Origin of the sequence: Mesonia aestuariivivens (genome assembly GCF_019311235.1) — a bacterium.
Taxonomy (GTDB): domain Bacteria; phylum Bacteroidota; class Bacteroidia; order Flavobacteriales; family Flavobacteriaceae; genus Mesonia; species Mesonia aestuariivivens.
In genome coordinates this window covers 290,068-312,162 of record NZ_JAHWDF010000001.1, presented here as the reverse complement: position 1 = coordinate 312,162, position 22,095 = coordinate 290,068, and the positions used below count along the sequence as shown (strand labels likewise).

The 22,095-nt window shown below is 31.2% G+C and carries 19 protein-coding genes and 1 tRNA gene; 1 reads left to right on the top strand and 19 read right to left on the bottom strand.

The window, feature by feature from the left end:
• Positions 1-40 precede the first annotated feature (40 nt).
• Genes KW502_RS01290 through KW502_RS01265 form a run of 6 tightly spaced genes read right to left on the bottom strand, consistent with a single transcriptional unit; the run spans position 41 to position 5,463 of the window.
• Positions 41-1,330: a hemolysin family protein gene (locus tag KW502_RS01290; protein WP_219038714.1), complete on the bottom strand. Its 1,290-nt coding sequence runs from the start codon at positions 1,328-1,330 to the stop codon at positions 41-43.
• Positions 1,330-1,521 carry a hypothetical protein gene (locus KW502_RS01285; RefSeq protein ID WP_219038713.1) on the bottom strand — a complete coding sequence of 64 codons (192 nt, stop codon included), beginning with the start codon at positions 1,519-1,521 and terminating at the stop codon, positions 1,330-1,332. The genes KW502_RS01290 and KW502_RS01285 overlap by 1 nt, the downstream gene beginning before the upstream one ends.
• A complete protein-coding gene (gene lptC, locus KW502_RS01280; protein WP_219038712.1) occupies positions 1,521-2,087 on the bottom strand; it encodes an LPS export ABC transporter periplasmic protein LptC in 567 nt (188 codons plus the stop codon). Before lptC ends, KW502_RS01285 begins: the two co-directional genes overlap by 1 nt.
• Before the next feature lie 10 nt (positions 2,088-2,097).
• A complete protein-coding gene (locus KW502_RS01275) occupies positions 2,098-3,474 on the bottom strand; it encodes a hypothetical protein (protein ID WP_219038711.1) in 1,377 nt (458 codons plus the stop codon).
• A 19-nt stretch (positions 3,475-3,493) separates the two neighbouring features.
• On the bottom strand, positions 3,494-4,732 hold the full coding sequence (gene bamG, locus KW502_RS01270) for a BamG family beta-barrel-assembly machinery protein (protein ID WP_219038710.1): 1,239 nt from the start codon (positions 4,730-4,732) through the stop codon (positions 3,494-3,496).
• Positions 4,732-5,463: a type III pantothenate kinase gene (locus KW502_RS01265; RefSeq protein ID WP_219038709.1), complete on the bottom strand. Its 732-nt coding sequence runs from the start codon at positions 5,461-5,463 to the stop codon at positions 4,732-4,734. The genes bamG and KW502_RS01265 overlap by 1 nt, the downstream gene beginning before the upstream one ends.
• 101 nt (positions 5,464-5,564) lie before the next feature.
• On the opposite strand from KW502_RS01265, the gene KW502_RS01260 reads away from it, so the two are divergent.
• A tRNA-Phe gene (locus tag KW502_RS01260) sits at positions 5,565-5,637 on the top strand.
• A 182-nt stretch (positions 5,638-5,819) separates the two neighbouring features.
• Here the strand turns inward: KW502_RS01260 and KW502_RS01255 are convergent.
• The 13 genes from KW502_RS01255 to KW502_RS01195 form a co-directional block, all read right to left on the bottom strand.
• Positions 5,820-6,461 carry a DUF6266 family protein gene (locus tag KW502_RS01255; RefSeq protein ID WP_219038708.1) on the bottom strand — a complete coding sequence of 214 codons (642 nt, stop codon included), beginning with the start codon at positions 6,459-6,461 and terminating at the stop codon, positions 5,820-5,822.
• A 385-nt stretch (positions 6,462-6,846) separates the two neighbouring features.
• The gene (locus tag KW502_RS01250; protein WP_219038707.1) at positions 6,847-7,128 is read right to left on the bottom strand and encodes a helix-turn-helix domain-containing protein; all 282 of its coding nucleotides are present in this window, start codon (positions 7,126-7,128) and stop codon (positions 6,847-6,849) included.
• A 932-nt stretch (positions 7,129-8,060) separates the two neighbouring features.
• Positions 8,061-9,467, bottom strand: a complete 1,407-nt coding sequence (locus tag KW502_RS01245; protein WP_219038706.1) for an RNA-binding domain-containing protein — start codon at positions 9,465-9,467, stop codon at positions 8,061-8,063.
• 19 nt (positions 9,468-9,486) lie between these two features.
• On the bottom strand, positions 9,487-10,116 hold the full coding sequence (locus tag KW502_RS01240; RefSeq protein WP_219038705.1) for a DUF4062 domain-containing protein: 630 nt from the start codon (positions 10,114-10,116) through the stop codon (positions 9,487-9,489).
• Positions 10,109-11,446: a restriction endonuclease subunit S gene (locus tag KW502_RS01235; protein ID WP_219038704.1), complete on the bottom strand. Its 1,338-nt coding sequence runs from the start codon at positions 11,444-11,446 to the stop codon at positions 10,109-10,111. Before KW502_RS01235 ends, KW502_RS01240 begins: the two co-directional genes overlap by 8 nt.
• A complete protein-coding gene (locus tag KW502_RS01230) occupies positions 11,439-13,070 on the bottom strand; it encodes an HsdM family class I SAM-dependent methyltransferase (RefSeq protein ID WP_219038703.1) in 1,632 nt (543 codons plus the stop codon). The genes KW502_RS01235 and KW502_RS01230 overlap by 8 nt, the downstream gene beginning before the upstream one ends.
• Before the next feature lies 1 nt (position 13,071).
• The gene (locus KW502_RS01225; protein ID WP_219038702.1) at positions 13,072-16,137 is read right to left on the bottom strand and encodes a type I restriction endonuclease subunit R; all 3,066 of its coding nucleotides are present in this window, start codon (positions 16,135-16,137) and stop codon (positions 13,072-13,074) included.
• 195 nt (positions 16,138-16,332) lie between these two features.
• Positions 16,333-17,400 carry a helix-turn-helix domain-containing protein gene (locus KW502_RS01220; RefSeq protein ID WP_219038701.1) on the bottom strand — a complete coding sequence of 356 codons (1,068 nt, stop codon included), beginning with the start codon at positions 17,398-17,400 and terminating at the stop codon, positions 16,333-16,335.
• 58 nt (positions 17,401-17,458) lie between these two features.
• Entirely contained in the window at positions 17,459-18,073 is a 615-nt protein-coding gene (locus KW502_RS01215; RefSeq protein WP_219038700.1) for a hypothetical protein, read from the bottom strand.
• 200 nt (positions 18,074-18,273) lie between these two features.
• On the bottom strand, positions 18,274-20,484 hold the full coding sequence (locus KW502_RS01210; protein ID WP_219038699.1) for a DUF3987 domain-containing protein: 2,211 nt from the start codon (positions 20,482-20,484) through the stop codon (positions 18,274-18,276).
• On the bottom strand, positions 20,481-20,792 hold the full coding sequence (locus tag KW502_RS01205) for a helix-turn-helix domain-containing protein (RefSeq protein ID WP_219038698.1): 312 nt from the start codon (positions 20,790-20,792) through the stop codon (positions 20,481-20,483). The genes KW502_RS01210 and KW502_RS01205 overlap by 4 nt, the downstream gene beginning before the upstream one ends.
• Before the next feature lies 1 nt (position 20,793).
• Positions 20,794-21,093 carry a helix-turn-helix domain-containing protein gene (locus KW502_RS01200; RefSeq protein ID WP_219038697.1) on the bottom strand — a complete coding sequence of 100 codons (300 nt, stop codon included), beginning with the start codon at positions 21,091-21,093 and terminating at the stop codon, positions 20,794-20,796.
• A 115-nt stretch (positions 21,094-21,208) separates the two neighbouring features.
• Positions 21,209-22,087, bottom strand: coding sequence for a hypothetical protein (locus tag KW502_RS01195; protein WP_219038696.1), 879 nt, complete (start codon positions 22,085-22,087; stop codon positions 21,209-21,211).
• Positions 22,088-22,095: the final 8 nt, after the last annotated feature.

Below are 22,095 nucleotides of genomic sequence, written 5' to 3'. Positions count from 1 at the left end.
AAAGAAAATATAAAACATATATGTCTTAAAAAGTAAACAATTAATCTTCTTCTAATATTTCTAACTCAACCAACTCTATTTTGGTGTTTGAAACTTCTACAATTGTGATTCTAAAGTTCTCTATATAAACCTTCCCTCCTTGGTCAGGTATTTCTTCGGTATGATTGACAATCCAACCGCCGAGGGTTTCATAATTATCACCTTCGGGTAAATTAAATTTATAATTTTCATTAATGTAATCTACTTCTATACGGGCGGAGAAACGATATTTATTTTCCGCTAATTGCTCTTCTAACAACACGATAGGATCATGCTCATCTTCTATTTCTCCAAAAAGTTCTTCTACAATATCTTCTACCGTCATCATTCCACTGGTTCCGCCATATTCGTCGATTACGACTGCTATACTTTTACGCTTTTTAATGAGCATGTTTAACACATCATTCACCAACATGGTTTCAGGCACATTAAGCACAGGCATTAGTATAGATTGAATATCTTTAGGATTTTTAAACATCTCGAAACTATGCACATAACCAATTATATCGTCACTTGTCTCTTTAAAAACCAATACTTTAGAGAGACCTGTCTCTGTAAAAATCTTAATTAAATTTTTAGGAGACTCTGTACTATCTACAGCTACGATTTCGTTACGCGGGATCATCACTTCTCTAGATTTCACTTCTGAAAACTCTAAGGCATTTTTGAAAATCTGAATTTCAGAATCAATTTCATCATGTTCTTCTACCGTTTCCATCTGTTCTGAAATATAGTTTCCCAACTCTACTTTACTAAATGCCAATTGCACCTCGTCTCCTTCGGTTTTAAAAAAAAGTTTCAGCATTAAATCTGAAATCCAAATGATAAATGCAGAAATAAAGCTAAATATGATGTAAAAGAAATAGGCTGGTAAAGCAAATATTTTTAAGAGGGAATTGGCGTAAATCTGAAAGAAGACTTTCGGTAAAAATTCAGCTGTAAAAAGAATAACTAGCGTAGATATTAAAGTTTGGCTAAAAATAAGTCCGTCTCTAATCCAATAGTTTAAAAAACTATTTTCAAAAGGCCCCATTTGGGTAAGCCAGTCTACCAATAGATCACCCATATAGAAACCATAAATTACTAAAGCAATATTATTACCCACCAACATAGTGGCAATAAATTTAGAAGGCTTTCGGGTAAGTCTATCCAAGATTTTAGCTAAAAAGTCTCCTTGTTTTTTTTCTATTTCTATATGTATCTTATTGGAAGACACATAAGCGATCTCCATCCCTGAGAAAAAGGCTGACAAGATAAGAGAAAAAACAATAATTATGATTTCTGTATGCATTAGCGCTTAGTACGTTCTTCTAACTTTTTTCTAAACCTTCGCTTAAAGAAATACATAAAGGCGGCTACAAAACCTAAAAATATACACAGGTAACCTCTACTTTCAGATTCTCCCCATATACGATAAGATTCAAAAAAGAAAAGTAGCGCAAATACCAAATAAGCGTATTCAAAATATTTAAAAAACTTCATTATTTTTCAGATTCGTCTATATATTGCACTCCAACATTGGAGCGTGAAATGAATTTATCAAAATTTTCGTTAGCATCAAAACCCTCTCCATCGTTTAACGCTCCGTTTGTCATTTGTATATTATATTTTTCATCAGAAAAAATCCAACTATTAGATTGATCCCAATATAATTGTTTAGCATTTAAAATGGTGCTATCTGCAGTCACAATTTTTACATTTCCCCTCAGGTCTATTAAATTTGTAGTATTGTAAATAATACCATAATCTGCTATAATATTGGTTTTCTCTTGCTTTTCATTAAAAAAATCTACTTCTACTCCATCAGGAAACTCCCGATATGGAAATTGAAGATTAGTAAAATCTAACATTTTAGGACTTCTAAGATTAGCTCTTACTTTACCGCTATCGGTATAAAAAAGATTAATCCCTTCCCCCACAGTTAGCGGAGCTTGATAATCTACATCAAATTTTCGCGCTTCATTTAAACCATTTTGACATGAAAAAAGCATTGTTGCAAAAACTAATGCAACAATGCCTTTTAAAATATGATGATATGTGATATACATAAATACTTTACTAAAGTGCAGGTACTCTTACACTCTCTCCTACCCAACAGCTAAAAGAAATACGACTTCCAGGTTTGTAGTCTGAAGTGAAAATATCTTGCTTTTGCGGAGCAGTAGCTCTATAAGATGCTGCTGTTTTAGTAGCTACAGATTTTAATGAAGGATCTACCTTATTAGCTCTATCTGCATATTCCGCTGCTAACCAATACACCGCTCTTTTTTCAAATGATGTTCCTCCACAGTTATTTGCACTTCCTGCGTACATAGCAGCAATCTTTAAATATGCTACTCCTAGAGAAGGTTGAAATTTAAGTGCTTTTCTATAAAAATTCCTTGCTTGAGACAAGCTTCCTTTTGCTTTGTATTTATTAGCAATTTTATAATACACTTTAGCTTTAGCCAAAGGTTCTACCTCTAACTCTGCCGATTGATTATAATATTCTAATGCTTTAGCGTCGTTACCACCTTTATCCGCTAATTGACCTAAATAATAAGCTGTTTTAGCTGAAGGCTCTGCAGTATGTAACGCTTCTACTAACTGAAAAAATAATGGATCATCACAATCTTTAGCAGACAATCTTCTGGCTGCTCTTTTTAACCATTCTGTATCGGTTTTCTTAGCCTCAAAATCTTTTTGGTATAACGGAATTAAGTTCTCACAATCTGCCTTTTCCCCTAACATAGAGTTAATTGATCCTTTTATCTTCATAAAGTTAGTCAAGTAGATTTCAGAATTACCTAATACTCTTTTCTCTGTAGAAGTTAATTCTTCTCCTGCTTCTTGCTTTTCTATTAAAGGTTCAGCCTGCTCTGCACGAAAAATTTCTTGACGCTCTATTTTCTGAATTAGCTCATCGTATTTAGTAAATACATCTTGAAGATCTTTCTTCCCAGATTCTTGTAATTTCACTACTAAATTAAAATAAGCATATAAAGCCTTTGGACTATTAAAAGATTCTTTATCTAATTCCCAAGCCTTATCAAAAGCATTGTACTGGTCTTCTATAGAACCTAATTCACTATCAAACTTTACTTGAGCAATATCTGAATAAACTTCACCTTTTGCTGTCTTGCTTGGAAAGTTTTCTAATCGTAATTCGTAATTCTTGATTAAAGCTTGTGCATATTCTTTTTGTTTTGCAGCATCACCTTCAGTTTCTTTAATAAATTGTTTAAACATGCGCTCACCATACTGGTAAACTGCTAAATTAATTTTTGGACAACTTTCAATTAAACTTTTATAATTAGGCAAGGCAGACTTATAATCTTTAATTTTCGCACTTTGCGAAAAAAGATTTAAAGTTGTATTGCAATCTACCTCTTGGGCGTTTGCTATCCCAAAGCTAAAAAATACTGCGGATAATAAAGCTAACAATCTGGTTTTCATAGTTGATTTTTATGTATAATTAATTAAACTTTCTTTGCTGAAACCATCTATCATTTAAAGATAAACTGATATAAAAACTAACAAATTTTTCTTCTACTAAACCAGCATCTGTAGTTCCTCTTTTTCCAAACTCGACACCTATGTTGGTATTTGTTAGTAATCTTCCTGCAGGCAAGCCTACTCCAAAAGATATGCCAAACTCATCAACGTCTTCTCCGTTAATCGTTAATCCAGTACCTCCATATCTTGCTCCAGCTCTATATACAATTCGCTTAAAGTAACTTGTAATATCATTATAGTTAGGTATAAAGTAACCACCAATTTTGTAGGTTGAAGCATCGTTATAAGAAACATTATCCAACGTAAAAGAGCGATTAGTAAACTCACTAGCACTTAATTGCTGAAACTCTGCACCTACAAACCATTTTCTAGGCTGCCCAATACCCGCTCCTAAACTTAACTCAGAAGGTAATTTTAAATCATCATCTGCTACATTTACTTCTTCTACATCTGCAATTGCTTCGGTATCATTAAGAATTCTTATGGTTGCTAATTCTCTAAAGTTATCTGATTTTAGATTGCTAGATGGCGCAAAACTAGCAGAACCTGTTAACTGTAATTTTTGATTAATCATTTTTTCGTACTGCGCTCCAAACTTCACATTAAATCCGCTTAAATCTGAACGGTTTATCTCTCTGGTCGCAAATTGAATCCCTGATTGTCGAATAATATTTTTATTTTGAATGTTACCGAAATTATAACTTCCTTCTACCCCTATTCTAAGATTCTTATTAACTTCATAACCGGCAGCCAAGAAAAGTTTATTTAGACCTCCCCTACCTGTAAAATCACTAATGACACTTTCGTCCTGATTTCTTAATTCATACCCCACAGAACTATAAGGTACAACGCCAAAACCAAAACCAAGTTTCCCTGCAGGAATACCAATCGCTAAATAATCTATATTAGTACTGGAAAGTTTGTCTTCTGCGGAAGTAGAAGATATAGTTGTGCTTGTATGAGAACCTGCGATCGTGTAGGTAGTAAGCGCTAAAGCTCCATAACCAGCAGGGTTCTGAAGGTTAACATGTATACTATCTGATACGATACTCAAACCTCCCATAGATCTATTTTCGGCTGTGCCTTTAAATTTTTTCACTCCAATTCCATAAAATGAATAAGGTGAAGAAGTGATTTCTTGAGCACTCAAAGTGACCGTAAAAAGTAAAATTGCTATTGTAACTAACTGTTTAATCATTAACTTTTATTAAATTCTAAAATTTGATTCAAACCTTCAAGCAAGAAATTTGAGGGGGCAAATATGCTATTTTTTACGTTCTTAGACAAAGTTTGACTATCCCCACCCGTTAAAATTACTGTTAAATCTTCAAATTTATTTTTATATTCAGTAATAAATCCATCTATTTCTAAGGCTGTTGCTTTCAAAACTCCTATTTCTAAACATTGTTGTGTGTCTTGCCCTAAAATTCCTACATCGTTATTTTCTAACTTAACGAGTGGTAATTTTGCGGTAAACTGATGCATTGCTTTTGCTCGCATATTTAAGCCAGGAGAAATAATACCGCCAAGGTACTCATTTTTATTATTTTTAAAATCGTAAGTAATGCAAGTGCCTGCATCGATAATCAACACATTTTCATTTTTATATTGATAAGCTGCAGCTGCCACCAAAGCTAACCTATCTATACCTAACGTACTTTTAGATGAATACTTATTTTCGAAAAAGACAGGAGTACTTGAAGAAAGTTGCAAAAAAATAGATTTTTCTTTCAACAACAACTTCCACTTTTGCGATTGTTTTTGAACACTACATAAGATTGAAAATTTTATTTCTGGATATTTTCGAAAAAAATATTGAACTTTTTTTTCAAAAAGCTCAAGTTCAAAAAACAACTTCTCCAGCAATATATTATCCTGAAAAACAGCAAATTTAACTAAAGTATTCCCTACATCTATTACTAAATTCATGCTTACTATTTAGATTACAAACATACAAAAAATAGATTTTTTTTGATTTTTTCTTGTGAGATTGTAAAAAGGAATATATATTTGCAACCGCTTAACGCACTGGTGCCTTAGCTCAGTTGGTAGAGCAAAGGACTGAAAATCCTTGTGTCCCTGGTTCGATTCCTGGAGGCACCACCGCAGAAACCTCGATCTTTGATCGGGGTTTTTTGTTTTAAGCCTTGTTGTACTTGACTTCCGAGAGTTTTTTATAAGTGTTTCAAAAAGTTTAAAAATCTTTTAGGTACAAATAAGGGTACAATTAAGCACAAAAAAAACCGCCCCAATTTGAAGCGGTAATTTAGTACATATTTTAATTTCTAAGCAGCCGTACCAGATCCTAAATATATACTGTTCGATAATTCTGTTTCATCTTCTGAAATAAAAGCCATAAACAGCTCTAAATTATCTCCCGAATAAGAAGAAGGTATTGTAATTATTTCTGCACCTGCATCTCTCTGAGCACCATTTAAAAGTGAAATTGACTCTTTTTTCAATGGATTATATGCTAAAAGCATCGCCTTATCGGTTGCATTTGCATTACCTTCATCCGAATTATCGTCCCAACTAAACTCTATTTGACCAGGAGTAGTTAAATCTGTACCAGCATTTAAAGGTTCTGATAGAGTCCCTCTACTAACGCTCGCATTTTGATAGTCTACTACAAAGTTAGGTGCTATACCATCAATCGCATTGTTCAAAATATAAGACATTGCAGCGTTAAATTCGGTTTTCTTGATAGCTAGCTTTTTATAGCCTACTTTAATAAACGGCTTCACAGCTTGCAAAAATTCTAAAGTGACCGTAAACTTGTTTCTTTGATTTACTTGCCCTGTAGTTCGTGGATTTGCTACACTGGAAGGTTTAATTCTCAAGTAATCGATACCTTTCCAACTACCACCGATTACATTTCCTACTTTTCCAGACAAACCGCCTAAAATTCCTTGATTAATCTTTCCCATTTTATTTACATTTTTAAATTAATACGTGATTGATTTGGAATTGATACGGAGATAAAACGGCTTAGAAGTTATTTAACTGCACAAATATCGCTATAAGAAAGCTTATTTCCCGTTTTTGGTCGCTCCCGACGGCGATTTACTATAAACGACTTTTGAACAACAGAAAAAAACTCCCTATTTTCTTCAATATTTTTTTTCAGCTAAAAAATATGCCCTTATTATTGGCAGCGTTGGATTGCTGTCAAGGTTTTTCTGAAAAAATAGCCTGTAGGATTTTTAGAAAAGCAATTGCCTTCAATTGCTATTTTTTCCGAAAACCCGTAGGGCTTGACCTTTATAGCAAATTGCGGTTGGCTTGAGGTAAGCTGCCTATATTTGCCATATTTTATAGCTTATTTCTTTCTAACACTTCATCGATTTCTTTTTGTTTATAATAAACTCTACTACCCAAACCATAACTTTTTAATCTTCCCGACTTAGACCAATTCCATAATGTACCCTGACTAATTTGTAAGTAAGCAGCTGCTTCTTTCCTACTTAATAGTTTGTTTTCTTGTTCTATATTACTTTCCAAAACAGCTTTAATTTTTGAGAATAACTTATCAGCGATTTTTTCTGTAAGCTCATCTACTGTAATTTCATTGATAATGATTTTCCTTTCTTCCATTTTATTTAATTTTATTCGTTTAATCTAAGGTATTTCTTTCGGCAGGTAATCTAAAAGGCGCGAGCCGACTGCGAGTTGAACAACGGGTGTGCTGGCTTTTGGTATGGAATACCGCCAGCGCTATGTTTGTAACACGTGTTTGGCGCTGTAATTGGTTCGGTGGGAAAGGAAAGGGCTGTTTTTTATTGCACTTATTTATTGATATTCAATTCTGCATCCTATTATTATTCGGATTTTTTAGTACCTAATTTTAAAACAGCTCTTTTGCGCGGTTTGCAATAAGGCTTGTTTTTTTATGACCATCGGAAATAAAACAAATAAGCTTTATGCAAATATGGGTGTTCCAATTACTGTGACAAACTATACCGCCCGTTGTGATCGCAGGCTCGCACATCAATAAGTAGCGATTGCACCCAATATAATATACTTGCGTAGCAAAACTTTATGGGTTTGGGTGCAAGAGTAGCTACGGGTGCTGTAGGAATGACGTGTGTGAAATACTACAAATGAATAGCTTTTGAAGCCTGAGGATGGAAGGCGTAAAAAGCGTATGAATGGTAGATGCAAGAGATTTTAGGTGATAGGTTTTTAGCTTATTTTGTTATTTCATAAAGTTCCTGAAATTATAATTTTTATTATATGCTCTTGCAGCTATGTATTATGGAACAAAACAGAATGACGGAAGCTCTCCTTATTACCTGCCACGGATTTTGTTGGTTTGTAATACATATTATTTTGAAAACGAATTAAAAGCGCAAAGGCAAAAAGTAAGGGCTGAAATACTGTCATTTATGGAAGTATTTTAGCTTTTACTGCGCGGAAAGCAAATGGGTATAGCTGTAATGCAATGGAAGTTATACTTATTTGCTTGGGGATTCTTGTTCTTTGAGAAAAAAACTAAATGTTTAAAATATTGATATTAGGCTATTATTCTATTTTTTAATGTGATAACCACCAGTTTTAGAAGAACCTATATATTCAATAAAATCTTCATCTTTCAATTTCTTAAGATAACGTTCAGCAGTAGATAAACCTTTATCAATTAGATTAGCTATATCTTTAGCTTTTAAATCAGGATTTTTTTTAATTATACTATAAATATTAATAAGTTCTCTTTTTACACCTTCACTTTGATCATTAAAAACAGTATTAAGCTCACCATTTACACCCTCACTTACACCTTCATTTACACCTTCACTATTTTTAAGTGTAGCCTTAAGATCTGGAAAAATAACTGTAGTAATATTATTTTTTTGTTTCCAGGAAGGTTTTTTAAATTTATTCTTTCTACAATCATTTATCATTCTTAAAGTACCGCTTCCAAGCATTTCAATGTACTTTCTTATAAAACATATTTTAGCTAAATCAGGATTACGTAATATAGAATTATGTTCTTTACTTAAATCACTTAAGGTAATACCATCAGGTAAACCACCATAATTAGCAATTTCTGTTCTATCAGAGAAAATAGAAATCTGTAAAAAACCATTCACAGAATTATAATCCCTATGTACCATTGCATTTAATAAACCCTCTCTTAAAGCTAATAAAGGATAATTATGCTTTTCTTTTCTTACTACACCATCAATAACAATATTTTTACCAAAAGTAACATCTAAAAAACTTAATACACCAGAAATATTACTAAACACATTACCATCAAAAATACGGTCATTTAAAAAGCTATCGCCTATTGTATCTGAAGGATATACCGTTACTCTAATTTTTGATTGCGGAATAAAGCGTGTAGGGGATTTGGCAAATAAAACGATGCAAGCATTGGTAAAATGACCATTTTGCAACAAACCTGTTTGAATCAAAAAGTCTTCTTCGTCTACAAATGTTTTTTCAGAGTTGTAAACTTGATAGTGATTAATAGTCTTTTTGATCTCTTGTTTATCTAAATCATCTAAAGTAGCACCCAAAACTGCTCTTCTTTCCCAATGAAAATCTGCTGCTTTACGTTCACTAATTAGTTCTTTTAAAATATCTTGATCAGATAGTTTTGTTCTATCATTTTCACGAGTGAAAATTTGACCTTTATATTGATAAGGTTTATTAGCACCTTCCCAAACGCTAATTAAAATAAGTTCTTTGTTTTTATATGTGATAACCTGTGATGAAATAGGTGCATTGGGCTTAATACCCTCTATCAATTGTTGCTGTATTCTATCTCTTACCTTAGCTGCATTTTCTACCCCAACAATTTTTTTATTATCCTCTACACCTATTAACATATCACCGCCTTGGGTGTTTATAAAAGCGGTTATTGTTTTAGCAATGGATGTTATATGTGCATTTGTTTTCAATTCTAAACGCACACTTTCTTCTTTTTGCAACAAATTGTTTATGACAAAATCACTCTGCATCTTTAGTCTCTTTTACACTAATTATACTCTCTACAAAGTCTTTATCTGAAAATTGAGTATTTATATAGGTCATCATCTCATCCAAACGGTAAAACTCTTGTGCCCAATTGCCATTTCTTAATGTTACAGGAATATGGTTTTCAATAACATAATTATAAATCTCGATAGTTCTTTCATCAAAAAAACTATTTTTAGCCACACCAACACCTAATTTTTTATATAAATCATCGTTTTTTTCAATTAATCCACTCTCATTTTTTAGTCTTAATTTACCTAATAATAAGCGACCAAAAGTTACATCTCTATGTACTAAAAACCAATAGGGTTTCTTTAATTCTATTGCCTTTTTAATTTCTTCAAATGTAATGTTCTTTTCACCGATATTACCTGTACCATAATAAGGTCTTATAATACCTAAAAACAAATCACATTCCTCAACTGCCTTTAAACAATTCTCTAAACTAGATAATTTAGGGTTTACTTTTATACTGCCATTATGAGAATTTAAAACCGTATAACCTAATAATTGTAATTGAGCTACTATTTGTGATAATTGATCTTCAAAGCCATACACGGTTGAACCTACCATTATTTTTATATCTCTTTTCTTTTTAGCCATAATTCTCTTGTGGTTCTGCGGCTTTATTGATATGCTCTTGTGCTTCTTTAACCGTTACTTGCCCATTCATAAGCATTGGTAATAACCAATCTCTTAATTCTGCTAATTTTTGGTTTTCTCGTAAGTTTTTTTGCTTTTTGGCGTGTAATGGTTTAATTTTTTGATAAAACTTTTCAACTATATTTTTCTCAGGAAGTATTGTTTTATAATTATTTACAAAGTTTTCAAACAGTAAGTTTTTAATACCGCTTGTTTTGCCTTCCCAACCAAATAATACGCCTGCATCATATAAACTTTGCCATTGGTAAACAAAATTAAATAAATAAATTTCATCCTTCAATGTAAGAGCTTTACAGAAGTTTGAGCAAATTAATGGATTATCAAATCGCTCTTGTGTTTCTTTAGTTATAAATGCCATTCTTCCTGTAGACTGCGTTGGGCTACCTCCTGATATTTCAATAATTAAATCACCTTCTTCTAATAATTTATGGGTGTTTTTTTCTAAAATAAAACGCTCTGGGGCTTTTACTTCTCCATTACCGTTTAAGCCGTTTAAATCCGCACCACGAATACAAGACACTTTTTCTGTATAATTACCTTGTTTTGAATCCTTACCCCAATCACCACTTTTATCATTTTCTATCCAATTTGCAATGGTTTTATCTACCCAGCCCTCAGGAATCTCTCTTTTCAACTCTTCATTATACACCATTTTACCACCTGAAGCCTTGTATGGTTTGCCATTTTTATCTGGGAAATCGAATTGCACAAACCAATACTCGTAAATAAGCTTTGCCATTGCTTCTAATTCAGTATTGATTTTATTATTGATTTCTATCTTTTCATCTAAATCGGATAAGACTTTGGCTATTTCTTTTTGCGTAGTAATTGATTTGGGGATTTCAATTTCCATCAAATCAAAAGAGTTTAGATTTATGGTATCAAAAACAGAACCTTGGCTTCTTTTTATAATATTTTTTACATAATTTTTAAGTGAATAGTACAAGAAATCTGTATTTGCTATATCTTTCTTTCCTCTAATTCCAAAACAGGATTGATTAAAACACATTGGCTTACCAATTTGAGCTAAAGCACCAACTGTTCCTCTTGCAGAAATTATAATATCTCCTTTATTAAGAAACTTTGTATTACTCTCATCAACTCCTTTTTCTGTAATTTTCTTTTCTGTATCATAAACAAAGCGTAGATCATTATTAAAATCTGTTACAGAAAGCCAACCAATATTACCGTTCCAATATTCAGTAACCTTAGTCTTCGGTGTGCCACCACTAATAATATCAATAATTGAACTTAAAGAAACTTTAATCATACTTCAAAGTTTTTAAGTTATTCTTAATATCCCTTTCTAAACTTTTAGATTTCAAAAACAAACTTTCTAAACTATTATCAAAAGAATTCAATTTATTTATAAAATCATCCGCAGAAATATCGATATATTCGATTTTTATTTCAAAATATTGTCCTGCACTTAAACTGTAATTTTTCTTTTTAATCTCGTCATATTTTACCACTACTGAAAAATCATCTTCCTGCTTTTTATAATTAAATGTATCGATGATATATTGTTCTTCTTCGTGACTTAATACCGTTTTTTGGTTTTTCCCTTCTTTAACTTTAGTACCAAGTTTTGAAGCATCTATTAGCACTACATCTTCCTTATTACTTTTATCTAAAAAAACAATAGACACGTTAGTACCGGTAGTTGCAAAAATGTTTGAAGGCATACTTACCACCCCTGCAAGCATTTTATTTTCAATGAGTTTTTCTCTTATTTTTTTATCAATACCACTTTGTGCCGTTATAAAACCTGTAGGCACTACTACTGCTGCTTTACCGCTAGGTTTTAAGCTGTGTATTATATGCTGTAAAAACAGGCTATAAATAGCCATTCCGCTCTTTTTACTTTTAGGTGTTTTAGGAATACCCGCGAAAAAGCGGTCGTTATTTTCTTTAGTATCTAAATCGTCTCTATACTCGCTAAAATCTAATTTAAAGGGTGGGTTAGAAACTATGTAATTAAACTTTTCTAGCTCATTATTTTCGTCTTTATGATAAGGTGCTAAAATGGTATTCCCGCGTATAACGTTTTGAAGAGAATGTACTAGGTTATTTAAAATTAAATTTAAACGCAAAAGTTTAGATGATTTTTTTGAAACATCTTGTGAATAAATAGTACACCTATCTTCTCCTATGGCGTGGGCTAAATTCATTAATAAAGTACCCGAACCCGCACTTGGATCGTAACACGTTACATTATTAGGATTATCTTCTGGTTTTACTAAAATTGCCGCCATAATTTTAGCTACCGCGTGTGGGGTATAATATTCTGCGTAAGTACCGCCACTATCATTATTGTAATCTTTAATTAAGTACTCAAATATCGTAGCGTAAAAGTCATACTTTTCATTAAAAATATGCTCAAAACTAAATTCTACCAATTGGTTAATTAGGGCTCTACAAAACGCATTCCTTTCTGAGGTCTCCACAATTTCACTTATACGCTCAAATAAGGGTTCTTTTGCACCTCCTGTAGTTTTTACCGCAAAGATCTCGTTATTTAACCTTGCAATATCCATTAAGGTATCATCAAAAGTTTTGGCAAAGTCTTTTTGGTTTTGTTCGTTATAAAGATGTGATATTAAATGATGTGGTTGTAACACTGCGGTATCTGCATTAAGTTGCAGGGTGAGCATTTCATAATTTTCATCTGAATATTCTTCTAAAGTTTTTTGTAAGTCTTCAGCTTCAACTAAATCTGGATTGAGCTGTTTCACCTCGTAAGTAAATTTATCGTTTAAAAACTTATATAAAAAAACCTGTGTAATTACTTTATATTCATCGCCATCATTCCCTAAACCGTAATTGGCACAAATGCCTTTTAGATTATCGATTAGGGATTTTACTTGATTTTGAAATGCTACGGTTGTTGTCATTTTATGCTATGCGGTTGTGAAATTCGTTTGTATATTCTTGTACTACTAAGTTGTTGATGAACTTAGATGTTTCTGGGTTTAAAGGAATATTGTTTTGTTTTACAAATTGATTAATAACTAAACGTATCATCATTTTATCTAAATACCCCTCATTCTCTAGTAATTTGCTGTTCTGTAATACTTGTAAATCTGCTTCCGATTTTACTGATTGTAAGGCTTCAAACAATTGCGTTTCTCTTTTGGTTAAACCACCCTTTTCCCTTAAACGTTTATGTATTCTGCAATATTTAGGATCGTTATTGTATTTAGCCTGCAAAAGTCGGTTTTGACGGTTTAATTCTAAAATTTTTGCGTGAATATCTTTTAAGGCGCCAATGTTAGCTTTCATTTCTTCTTGGCTTACCTCTTCAAGTTTTTTCTTTTTAAATAGGCGTTCTAATTCTTCATAGAGACTAACAAACTCAGGATCTTTCTTATCAAAATTATTAGCTAGTTCCTCTCTTGTTTTGCGTAAAGTATCTTTTAACTGATCTGCTAAGATTAGCTCTTCTTCACCTATTTTATTAAATTTAAAGATGATATCTTCTAGCGCAACATTTAAAAGATTTGTTGTGTCTGTGCTATTTTCTACTGCATCTTTTTGATTGATTAACTGTAAATGATTACTTGCTTCTCGGTATAAAATTGAGAGTTTTTTGAAATCTATTTTTTCTAATAACTCATAGTGACCGAATAGACGAATTAAATTATACAGACTTTTTGCATTACCCAAGGCTTTGACAATTTCTGTCATTTTCTTTGGGTCTGAAATTTCTGAAACCTGTTGAGAAAATATTTCAGCATTTTGCGTATCGAAATGAAATAATACTTCTTTTATATCTGCTATTTCCTCCTGAATTTCTTCTTTCGATTTAAAAATATTTGAATAATGTTCAATTTCATTCCCTAATACCTCTTGCAACTCATTAAAATAATCTCGATTTGTTTTATTGAATTCTTCTCTTATATCTGCAAAATCTACCACATAACCGTAGCGATAGTTTTTATAGGTTCTATTTACTCTGGTTAAGGTTTGTAATAAATTATGCTTTTTAATTATTCTACCGATATATAGTTTCTTCAAACGCTTAGCATCAAAGCCTGTAAGTAACATATTATAGACAAAAAGAATGTCAATTTTTCCTGCTTTAAAATCTTCAACTTGATCTTTTCGTTCTTCTTTTGTACCAATGTCGTGCAGTATTAATGCTGCTGTTTTTACTTTATACCTTTTTCTTTTGTTATCTCCGTATGATTCAGGTTCTTCTGCGGCTTGTGTAACAAGCTCTGGTTGTTGTCTGTATTTTTTATTAAAAATTTCAAACATCATTTTGGCTTGGTCTGAACTATCACAAACCACCATACCGCCAATCGAATTATCTGCATAAGTAAGTCTAAACGCCTCAAAATCGTTAACAATATAATCTAACATTGGCTCTACAAACTTATGATGCGCATAAATTTCTTTTTTAGAAATATTACCTTGTTGAATTTCTATGGCTTTTAAGGCTTCTTCAAGTACCATTTTATAATTGGTCTCAATTTCTTCCCTAATAAGTCTTAAAGTATAACCATCGGCAATTGAAGCATTGTAATAATACTTATGAATATAATCACCAAACAAACTTCTAGAGTTGTAGTCGTCACCCAATAACGGAGTTCCTGTTAAACCTATTTTAACCGCTTGTTTGTCTGATTGTTCTAGGTTAGCTAAAAAACTACCTTCTGGATTATAACTGCGGTGAACCTCATCTAAAAAATAAATACGTTGAACATTAATATCGTAATCCTGTTCTTTAATGATTTGCGCATCATCTGAGAATTTTTGAATATTTACAACAGTAATTTCTGGATTTCCTCTATCGTTTTTAATTGCTGATTTTACTTTAATATCCTTAGCAAATTCACTTCTAGAGTTAACAATATTAACCGTTAATCCCCTTGCTGAAAATTCTCTCTTCGCTTGTAGTAGTAAATCTAATCTATCTACAATAAAATAGAATTTAGGTATTATGTTTTTCTCTTGATAATAATCGGTTAGGTGCTTAACATTATAATAAGCTAATGCAGTTTTACCACTTCCTTGTGTATGCCAAATTATACCTTTACGAATATCCTTATCTAAGGACTTAGCTATTGCTTTTGTTGCGAAAATTTGCGGATAACGCATAATATGCTTTTCTAAACCTTTCACTTCATTTACATAAGCTATAGCATATTGTAAAGTAAATTTTAATCTATCTCTCGAAAATAAAGAGGTAGAAATTCTGTTAGTGGGTGTCTTAGGGCTTTTATTAGTTAAAAACTCAGGACTTCTTTTAATAATAACTAAGTTGTTATCTTTTAAAATTTCATCTTCTATTGCCTCGTCTTCTGGTTTTAAAAGTTTTGATAAATCGAAATTTTCTTCTTCACGAAAGAAATTAAAAATAGGTTTATGATAAGAAGCGGAAGCATAAAAAGCACCTTGTATTTGATCTAGATCGTTAGGGTCGTACTCCATATTATTAGAGAACACCATTAATTGAGTTATATTTATAAACCTTCTAAATTTTTTATTTTGAAATCTTTGATTTATTCTTTTTCGTTCCGCTAAAATTCCTTCTTTATTATTTGGCTTTTTAACTTCAATAAAAACCAACGGCAACCCATTTATCAATAGAATAATATCAGGTCTAAATTCATCCTCTCCGTTCTTGTAGGTTAATTCTGTAACTACATTGAAGGTATTATTTCCAAAGTTTTCAAAATCTATAATTTTATGCCCTTCTTGCTGAATTAATCGCTCATAGAACTGTCTCCCTAAATCTTCATTATCTAACATTAACGATATATCTGAAAGCAACCTTTGAGCTTCATCTTTTTCAATATCGTGATTGATTCTCTGAACGCTTTCTAAAAATATATTGGTAAAAATATTGGTTTCTTTGTCCCACTTCTGGTTCTTTAATGATAGGTATTCATACCCTAATCTTACCAAATGTAATATTGAAGGAATTTTAACCCTAGAGTCTTCGTTAAATTTCATTATTGTTTTCTAGATTTTGAAAGGGTTATAAAAATAGTAATGTTTTTTGGAATACTATAATTTAGTTGTAGAACATCAATGTCTCAATTGGCACTTCAATAAAATAGCTTAAATTATACTTACTTAAAAAATTATATAAAAAAAGACCTACAAAAATTGTAAGCCTTTTGTGCTGTTATACGATTAAAATCACTTCTAAACCAATACTCTTAGTTTAGGTTGATTTCTATTATTATCACAATATCTTTTAATCATATCTACAGGTATTGAGAAACCACTAGCCAATTGAAAGTCTGAATATGCTAATTCATTTTTGTGCATTGCGTACCCTTTTCTAAATAATTCTGGACTATCAATAAAAACATTTACCCCTTCATTTTTTGTTAAGCCTTTACGACTAAATTCAATATATAAATACCTATAAGTATCTTTTGTAATACAACCTAAATCTTTTGCTCTTCTTACAATAGAAGCCATAGAGGTTAACCAGTATTTTTTTAAACCTGCCAAATAAGAGAGTTTTAAATTATACAAGGAAGCTTTAATTGCCTCGGCAGGCATTAGAAATTCTGATGCAAAATCGTTTGCTTCATTCTCTAATTTTTTTTCTCTGTAATCTGGTATTGCTGGATTATTTACAGAATGCATCAATAAATGACCTAACTCGTGTGCTATTGTAAATCTTTTTCTATCGTTACTAAAGTTTTTATTAATAACAATAAGTGGGTAGCCATTATCTGTTACCAAAGAAACCCCATCAAACTTTTCTATAGCATCTAACTCTACTATTACAATACCATTTACCTCTAACAAATTACAAATATCTCTTACAGGCTCATTAGGCTTTAAACCTAAAAACTTTCTTGTATGTTTTGCAACATATTGAGGTGTGTAACCCTCTTCTAAATCTAAAGTTTTAAAAGTAAAATCTGGCCACATCAAAGAATCCGCCATTTCATCTACCATATAGCCAATAAGCTTATAACTTTGTTCTATATCTATTCTGTCCTTTTTAGTAATAGTTGTTCTTTTTCTAAAGTGTGCAGTTTCTGATTCATTGGATATGTTTTTACTTAAAAACTCAAATGGAAAATCTAAAAAGGACATTACTTTAATTAGTAGTTCATCTGATAAAGTGTTTAATCCTTTTTCAAACTTTGATAAGTTTGGCTGTGACAATCCAACAATCTTAGAAGATAACTCAGTTTGAGAATACCCTCTATATTCTCTCGCAAATGTTAACTGTTTGTGATTGATTTTCATCTTAAGATTTTGTTTTAGTTTAAAATAATCGGTCGTACTCGATTAGATTAATAAATAATTAGCCAATTTTTTTGTTGCCGTTTCTTATTATAGGAGCAGCAACTTTTCGAGATTGAGTAGAAGTCTTTACTGATGTATCTACAGTGATATCATTAGGTGTAACTATCCACTTTACTCGTTCTTCATCTAAATAAACCAATTTAGGTTCTGCAATATTACCAACTTTATCCTTTTTATAACCGAAAAATAATATTGGTTCCTCAACAAAATTTGCTTCACTATATAATGGAAGTGAAAGCTGTTGAGAAATTGCTAAAACCGATTTGGTTTTCACATTCATTGGTCTATTGTAATTATCCAATTTCTTGAATAAAACAATATAACCATTGGTACGAAGCGTAAATCTCTTGTATTTTCCGAACCTCCAGTGATTAGGGAAATACTTCTGAATAGATTGAATCATTTTTGAGTTCAATAATGAAGCTTCAAAAGCTCTAGCTCTAGCTTGAGGTGGAGTATTAGAAATCTCCATTTCGTAAAGTTCATAAGCCTCTCGAAACGCCTTAAACATTAAAGGAAGCTCTTTTTCTAAATCAAACTTTGCACCCTGCAAAGTTGCTAATCGTCTTTTATTTTGACGATAATTGGTTTTTTTTTCGTAATTTTGTAACATAAAATAAAAAGTATTTGAAATCGGTACGACCGAATATTTAATATCTCTGTTGGCGCAGAGATATTTTTTTACCTTACAAATATATAAAAATAAAATTATATTGTATTTTTTACTATATAATTTTTAAAATAAATTGTATAAATAAAAAAGACCTACACAAATTGCAAGCCTTTATTTCCTAAATTCCTCAATTCCTATGTTTAAAGTTTAGATAGGTTTAGATATTTACCGTGTTCTGGTCTGGATAAGTAACCCTCTTTAATAAACTCTGTAATATATGCTTCTGCTGTTTTATATTTTATATCTAAAGAATTAGCAACCTTGATATAAATATTTCTATCAAAATTTTTCGGTAAAAGCTTCAAGAAATTCTTCTTTCTTCTCGCCTTACTCATTTGCAATGTTTGTGGAAGTTTATCGTGAATAGCATTAGCGTGGATTATTAATACTTTTACCATCTCTAATGCAGAATTAAAATCATCATTTTCACATTTCATTTCACTAGTAATTGTTTTATTTTCTGCTCTTCTAATACAAGTTAAAATCATCATTAGACGAAACGCTATTAAACCTAATCTCCTAATAGTCGCTACATAGTCCTCTTCTTTATTTATTAAATTCTCTTTTTGTAATTCTTTAAAAAACTGATTGAAATTTCTTCTTTGCTCCACGGTTAAGCTAAATAAAATTTCTTCTTTCAATTTCAAATCTTTGTAATAGGTTAAAAATTCTTCGCCTAACTCCTTAAAATCATCCTCGGAATTCTTATTTGCTGAACTTGAAAATACATCTATCCATTGTGTTTTAGCTTCCATTTTGTAAAACATAAAACGACTAAACAATCCATTTTCTGCGTTAGGGAATAAACTAAACACCTGTTTTGGTGTTCCCGTTAATACCGTTGAAAGTTTAGGTTTCTTAATTTCTACATATTCACTATCTGTTTTTCTGTAGTAACTTATAGTTTCGTGCTGAAAAGCTTTACGAAAGCCATCACTATAATCGCCATAATCCTGTTTAAAAGTACCTGTTAACGTATCAGCTTCAGTTTCAAAAATTAAACCTTTCCCCTCATTGTTTTCCAATAATTGAAACATCCCTGAAGAGCTGTTATTTGCAGGTAGGAATAACATCTTCTCAATAGGAGCCTTTGGTTTCTCTAGTATTTTCTCTTTATCAAACTCTTTTAAATCTTTCTGATAACTTTCTTTTGCTTTTTTAGATTCAGTTCTTAAAAGCTGATGAACAGGATTAACAATTTCTTTTGCATATTTTATTTTACCCTTACCTGATGATGCTTTACCAGTAATGAATAGGTATAAATTACTATAGATTTTATGACCATCATATATACCTACAACATTTTCTAAACAAGCACTAATAGAAGTTAAACTACTTAGTAAAAAAATATCATTTTCAATTTCACTACGTGCATTTTCTAATACTCTTTGTAAAAATTTAGGGAGCTTAGGAACTAAGGAACTTGGGAAATTTGGTAATTTATTAGGAGCTTCTATTTCATTTTCTAGCCTAATGTTATATTGATGTGCGATGTAGTAAAATGAAGCAATGGTTATTTCTCCTCTTTTACTTCGTAAGCATTCTGAAAACTGTTTATTGCATTCAGCTTCAGAATAGTTGTCGTGAAATTGACTAAGAGTTTGATAATAATCTCTCCCCTCTTCTCCAAATTCATCAGCTAATGCAAAGCCTATATTAACCCAATCTTGATATACCTCTGTGATATCTGTTTGAAACTCTTCAATAAGTTGTAGATAAGCTTCTACCTTAGTTTTATTCTCAGTTTTCGTTTCGGTATAAACGTAATTTACCTCTGATTTTGTCTTCATTTTTAAGTTGATTTTAAATATTTCTGAATTGATATTTTGATATAAATTAGGATCGTAAGAAAAGAAACACAATCGACAAACATCTTTACCAGACGGATCAACTTTCAAGTTTAGCAATTCTCCATAATACTTACTTACTTGTTCAAACGCTACTTTATGATTTTCTGCGGAAGTATCTGTTTTAACTAATATTTTAAACCCTTCATCACTTGGGGTTATAAAACTCGCATAGGTATATACAGAATCATTTGCTCTCTCAACAGAATGTTGAAGCTGTTCTTTATCTTTTATATTATCAAAATCAATAATTATATATTGATTGTAAGCTTCTAAATTAATCTCTGACCTTGTAGGATTGAAAGTTCCAGAAGGTGTAAAAGCTAGCAAAGATTTCTTAGCTTTTTTATACGCTGGCTTCCCTTCTAGTTTTAGAGTAGCTCTTAAACTTTCAACTTTTGATTTAAATTCATCACTTTTTATACTTTCTAATACCGATTGAATACTTACGTTTTCTGATACTGTATAAAAGCCATTAATTATACTTACTGCTGCTTTGCTCATTTTCTTTTATTTATTAATTGATTTACTTTACTTCGTGGCTGTTCATAGTATTCTTGGTAAAGATTCATTACGTCTTGCATTGTATAGAAAATATTACCACTAATTTTAGAATAACCGATAAGATTAAGATCTCGCCATCGTTGTGCGGTTCTTGAACTTATTTTAAAGATTTTCATTAACTCTGCATTATCAATAATGATAAGTGAAGGATCGTTTTGAATTGCATTTTTCAGTTTTTGCAATACATTTTCTAAGTCTGCTTTAATTTGCTTCCATTCGTTATTGGAAAATTCTTCTAACTTTCCCATACTATTGCTCTTGATTTATTTGAACCATAGCTTCTTCTAACTCGCTCTTTTTATAGCGAATTAAATTCCCTAAACGGTAAGGATTAAGAATTCCTTTTTTATTCCAATCGGTAATTGTAACTAAGGAAATTTTAAGCAATTTAGCTGCTTCTTTCCTTGTCAAAAATTCCTCCTGAGGCTTGTTAAAAAGGTTGAGTTTTTCGACTAGGTTTACTAGTTCTTTTTTTACATCTGTTAAGATGCTTTCTTTTAATTCTTCGGGAGAGATCCCGTGGATTTCTGTCATAATTTTCTGCGACATAGTTGTATGATTTTTAAATTCTATCGCAAGAAAATAAATTAGTTATATGCAGAAAATATGGAAGGTATGCGAGATGTGTGGAGAAATATGCGGTTTGTATGCGCTCTAAAAATAACTAAATAGAAGATAAATACTCATCAACTCTATTCGTGTATTTTTTACCAGAGGACATAGAACGTGTCTCAAACTCTGAGTTATAATTTTTATTTAAAAAAGCTAAATATTCTGGCTTTTCAGTATGTTTCAAAAATAGCTTTTGACCATTATTACTTTGCCATATACCATTGAGTTTTGCTTGGTTATTCCGTGCGTTGATATTATCTAATTTTATCTCCATAAACTCAGCAAGTGAAATAAATTTTTGATAGCATTCATAGGATTTAAAAATTGGAGGATACCCATTGTTTTCTAAATCTTGTTTTTGTGATTGGGATTGAGAAGTTTTTACATTATCACTTTCAGACTTATTTTGAAGTTTTTCTTTAAGAAAGTCTATTTTTTTATTTTGATGCAAATCAAGAATATGTGTATCACTCTCTAAATAATTATGATAGAAAATTTTATGGTTTTTGCTATTAAAAAAATACCTATTAGATTCTGGATTTTCGAAATAATTAATTTCTGATTTAAAAAAATCTTTCTCTTCAAAGCCAGGATATTTTTTAATAAACCTTTCTTTTTTAGCAACTAATTCTTTAGCATATAGATCAAAACGTAAGTCAAAATATTCTAGCTCAAATTTTTCGTAATCGTACATTTTAATCAAGCATTTAGTAACAGCAGATTTACTTTGTTTAAAAAGTTGTTTTTTTTTATATTCTCGATTTACAGAATCTACTCTTTTTTTTAAATTATTGGAAGGTATTTTTATTACTGCGCTATTACTCCTTTCTGTTACGTTGATTAATTTAGTTGCGTATTCAGAATTTTGATATCTTATAATTGCATTTAGAACACCTATTTTTAAGCCATTAATTAATTTCTGATCTGTCATAGAGTTAT

Bases quoted from the DNA above. Each gene is read 5' to 3' on its own strand.
- KW502_RS01290 (WP_219038714.1), bottom strand. From the start codon at position 1,330: ATGCATACAGAAATCATAATTATTGTTTTTTCTCTTATCTTGTCAGCC.
- KW502_RS01285 (WP_219038713.1), bottom strand. From the start codon at position 1,521: ATGAAGTTTTTTAAATATTTTGAATACGCTTATTTGGTATTTGCGCTA.
- lptC (WP_219038712.1), bottom strand. From the start codon at position 2,087: ATGTATATCACATATCATCATATTTTAAAAGGCATTGTTGCATTAGTT.
- KW502_RS01275 (WP_219038711.1), bottom strand. From the start codon at position 3,474: ATGAAAACCAGATTGTTAGCTTTATTATCCGCAGTATTTTTTAGCTTT.
- bamG (WP_219038710.1), bottom strand. From the start codon at position 4,732: ATGATTAAACAGTTAGTTACAATAGCAATTTTACTTTTTACGGTCACT.
- KW502_RS01265 (WP_219038709.1), bottom strand. From the start codon at position 5,463: ATGAATTTAGTAATAGATGTAGGGAATACTTTAGTTAAATTTGCTGTT.
- KW502_RS01255 (WP_219038708.1), bottom strand. From the start codon at position 6,461: ATGGGAAAGATTAATCAAGGAATTTTAGGCGGTTTGTCTGGAAAAGTA.
- KW502_RS01250 (WP_219038707.1), bottom strand. From the start codon at position 7,128: ATGGAAGAAAGGAAAATCATTATCAATGAAATTACAGTAGATGAGCTT.
- KW502_RS01240 (WP_219038705.1), bottom strand. From the start codon at position 10,116: ATGGCTAAAAAGAAAAGAGATATAAAAATAATGGTAGGTTCAACCGTG.
- KW502_RS01235 (WP_219038704.1), bottom strand. From the start codon at position 11,446: ATGATTAAAGTTTCTTTAAGTTCAATTATTGATATTATTAGTGGTGGC.
- KW502_RS01230 (WP_219038703.1), bottom strand. From the start codon at position 13,070: ATGACAACAACCGTAGCATTTCAAAATCAAGTAAAATCCCTAATCGAT.
- KW502_RS01225 (WP_219038702.1), bottom strand. From the start codon at position 16,137: ATGAAATTTAACGAAGACTCTAGGGTTAAAATTCCTTCAATATTACAT.
- KW502_RS01220 (WP_219038701.1), bottom strand. From the start codon at position 17,400: ATGAAAATCAATCACAAACAGTTAACATTTGCGAGAGAATATAGAGGG.
- KW502_RS01215 (WP_219038700.1), bottom strand. From the start codon at position 18,073: ATGTTACAAAATTACGAAAAAAAAACCAATTATCGTCAAAATAAAAGA.
- KW502_RS01210 (WP_219038699.1), bottom strand. From the start codon at position 20,484: ATGAGCAAAGCAGCAGTAAGTATAATTAATGGCTTTTATACAGTATCA.
- KW502_RS01205 (WP_219038698.1), bottom strand. From the start codon at position 20,792: ATGGGAAAGTTAGAAGAATTTTCCAATAACGAATGGAAGCAAATTAAA.
- KW502_RS01200 (WP_219038697.1), bottom strand. From the start codon at position 21,093: ATGTCGCAGAAAATTATGACAGAAATCCACGGGATCTCTCCCGAAGAA.
- KW502_RS01195 (WP_219038696.1), bottom strand. From the start codon at position 22,087: ATGACAGATCAGAAATTAATTAATGGCTTAAAAATAGGTGTTCTAAAT.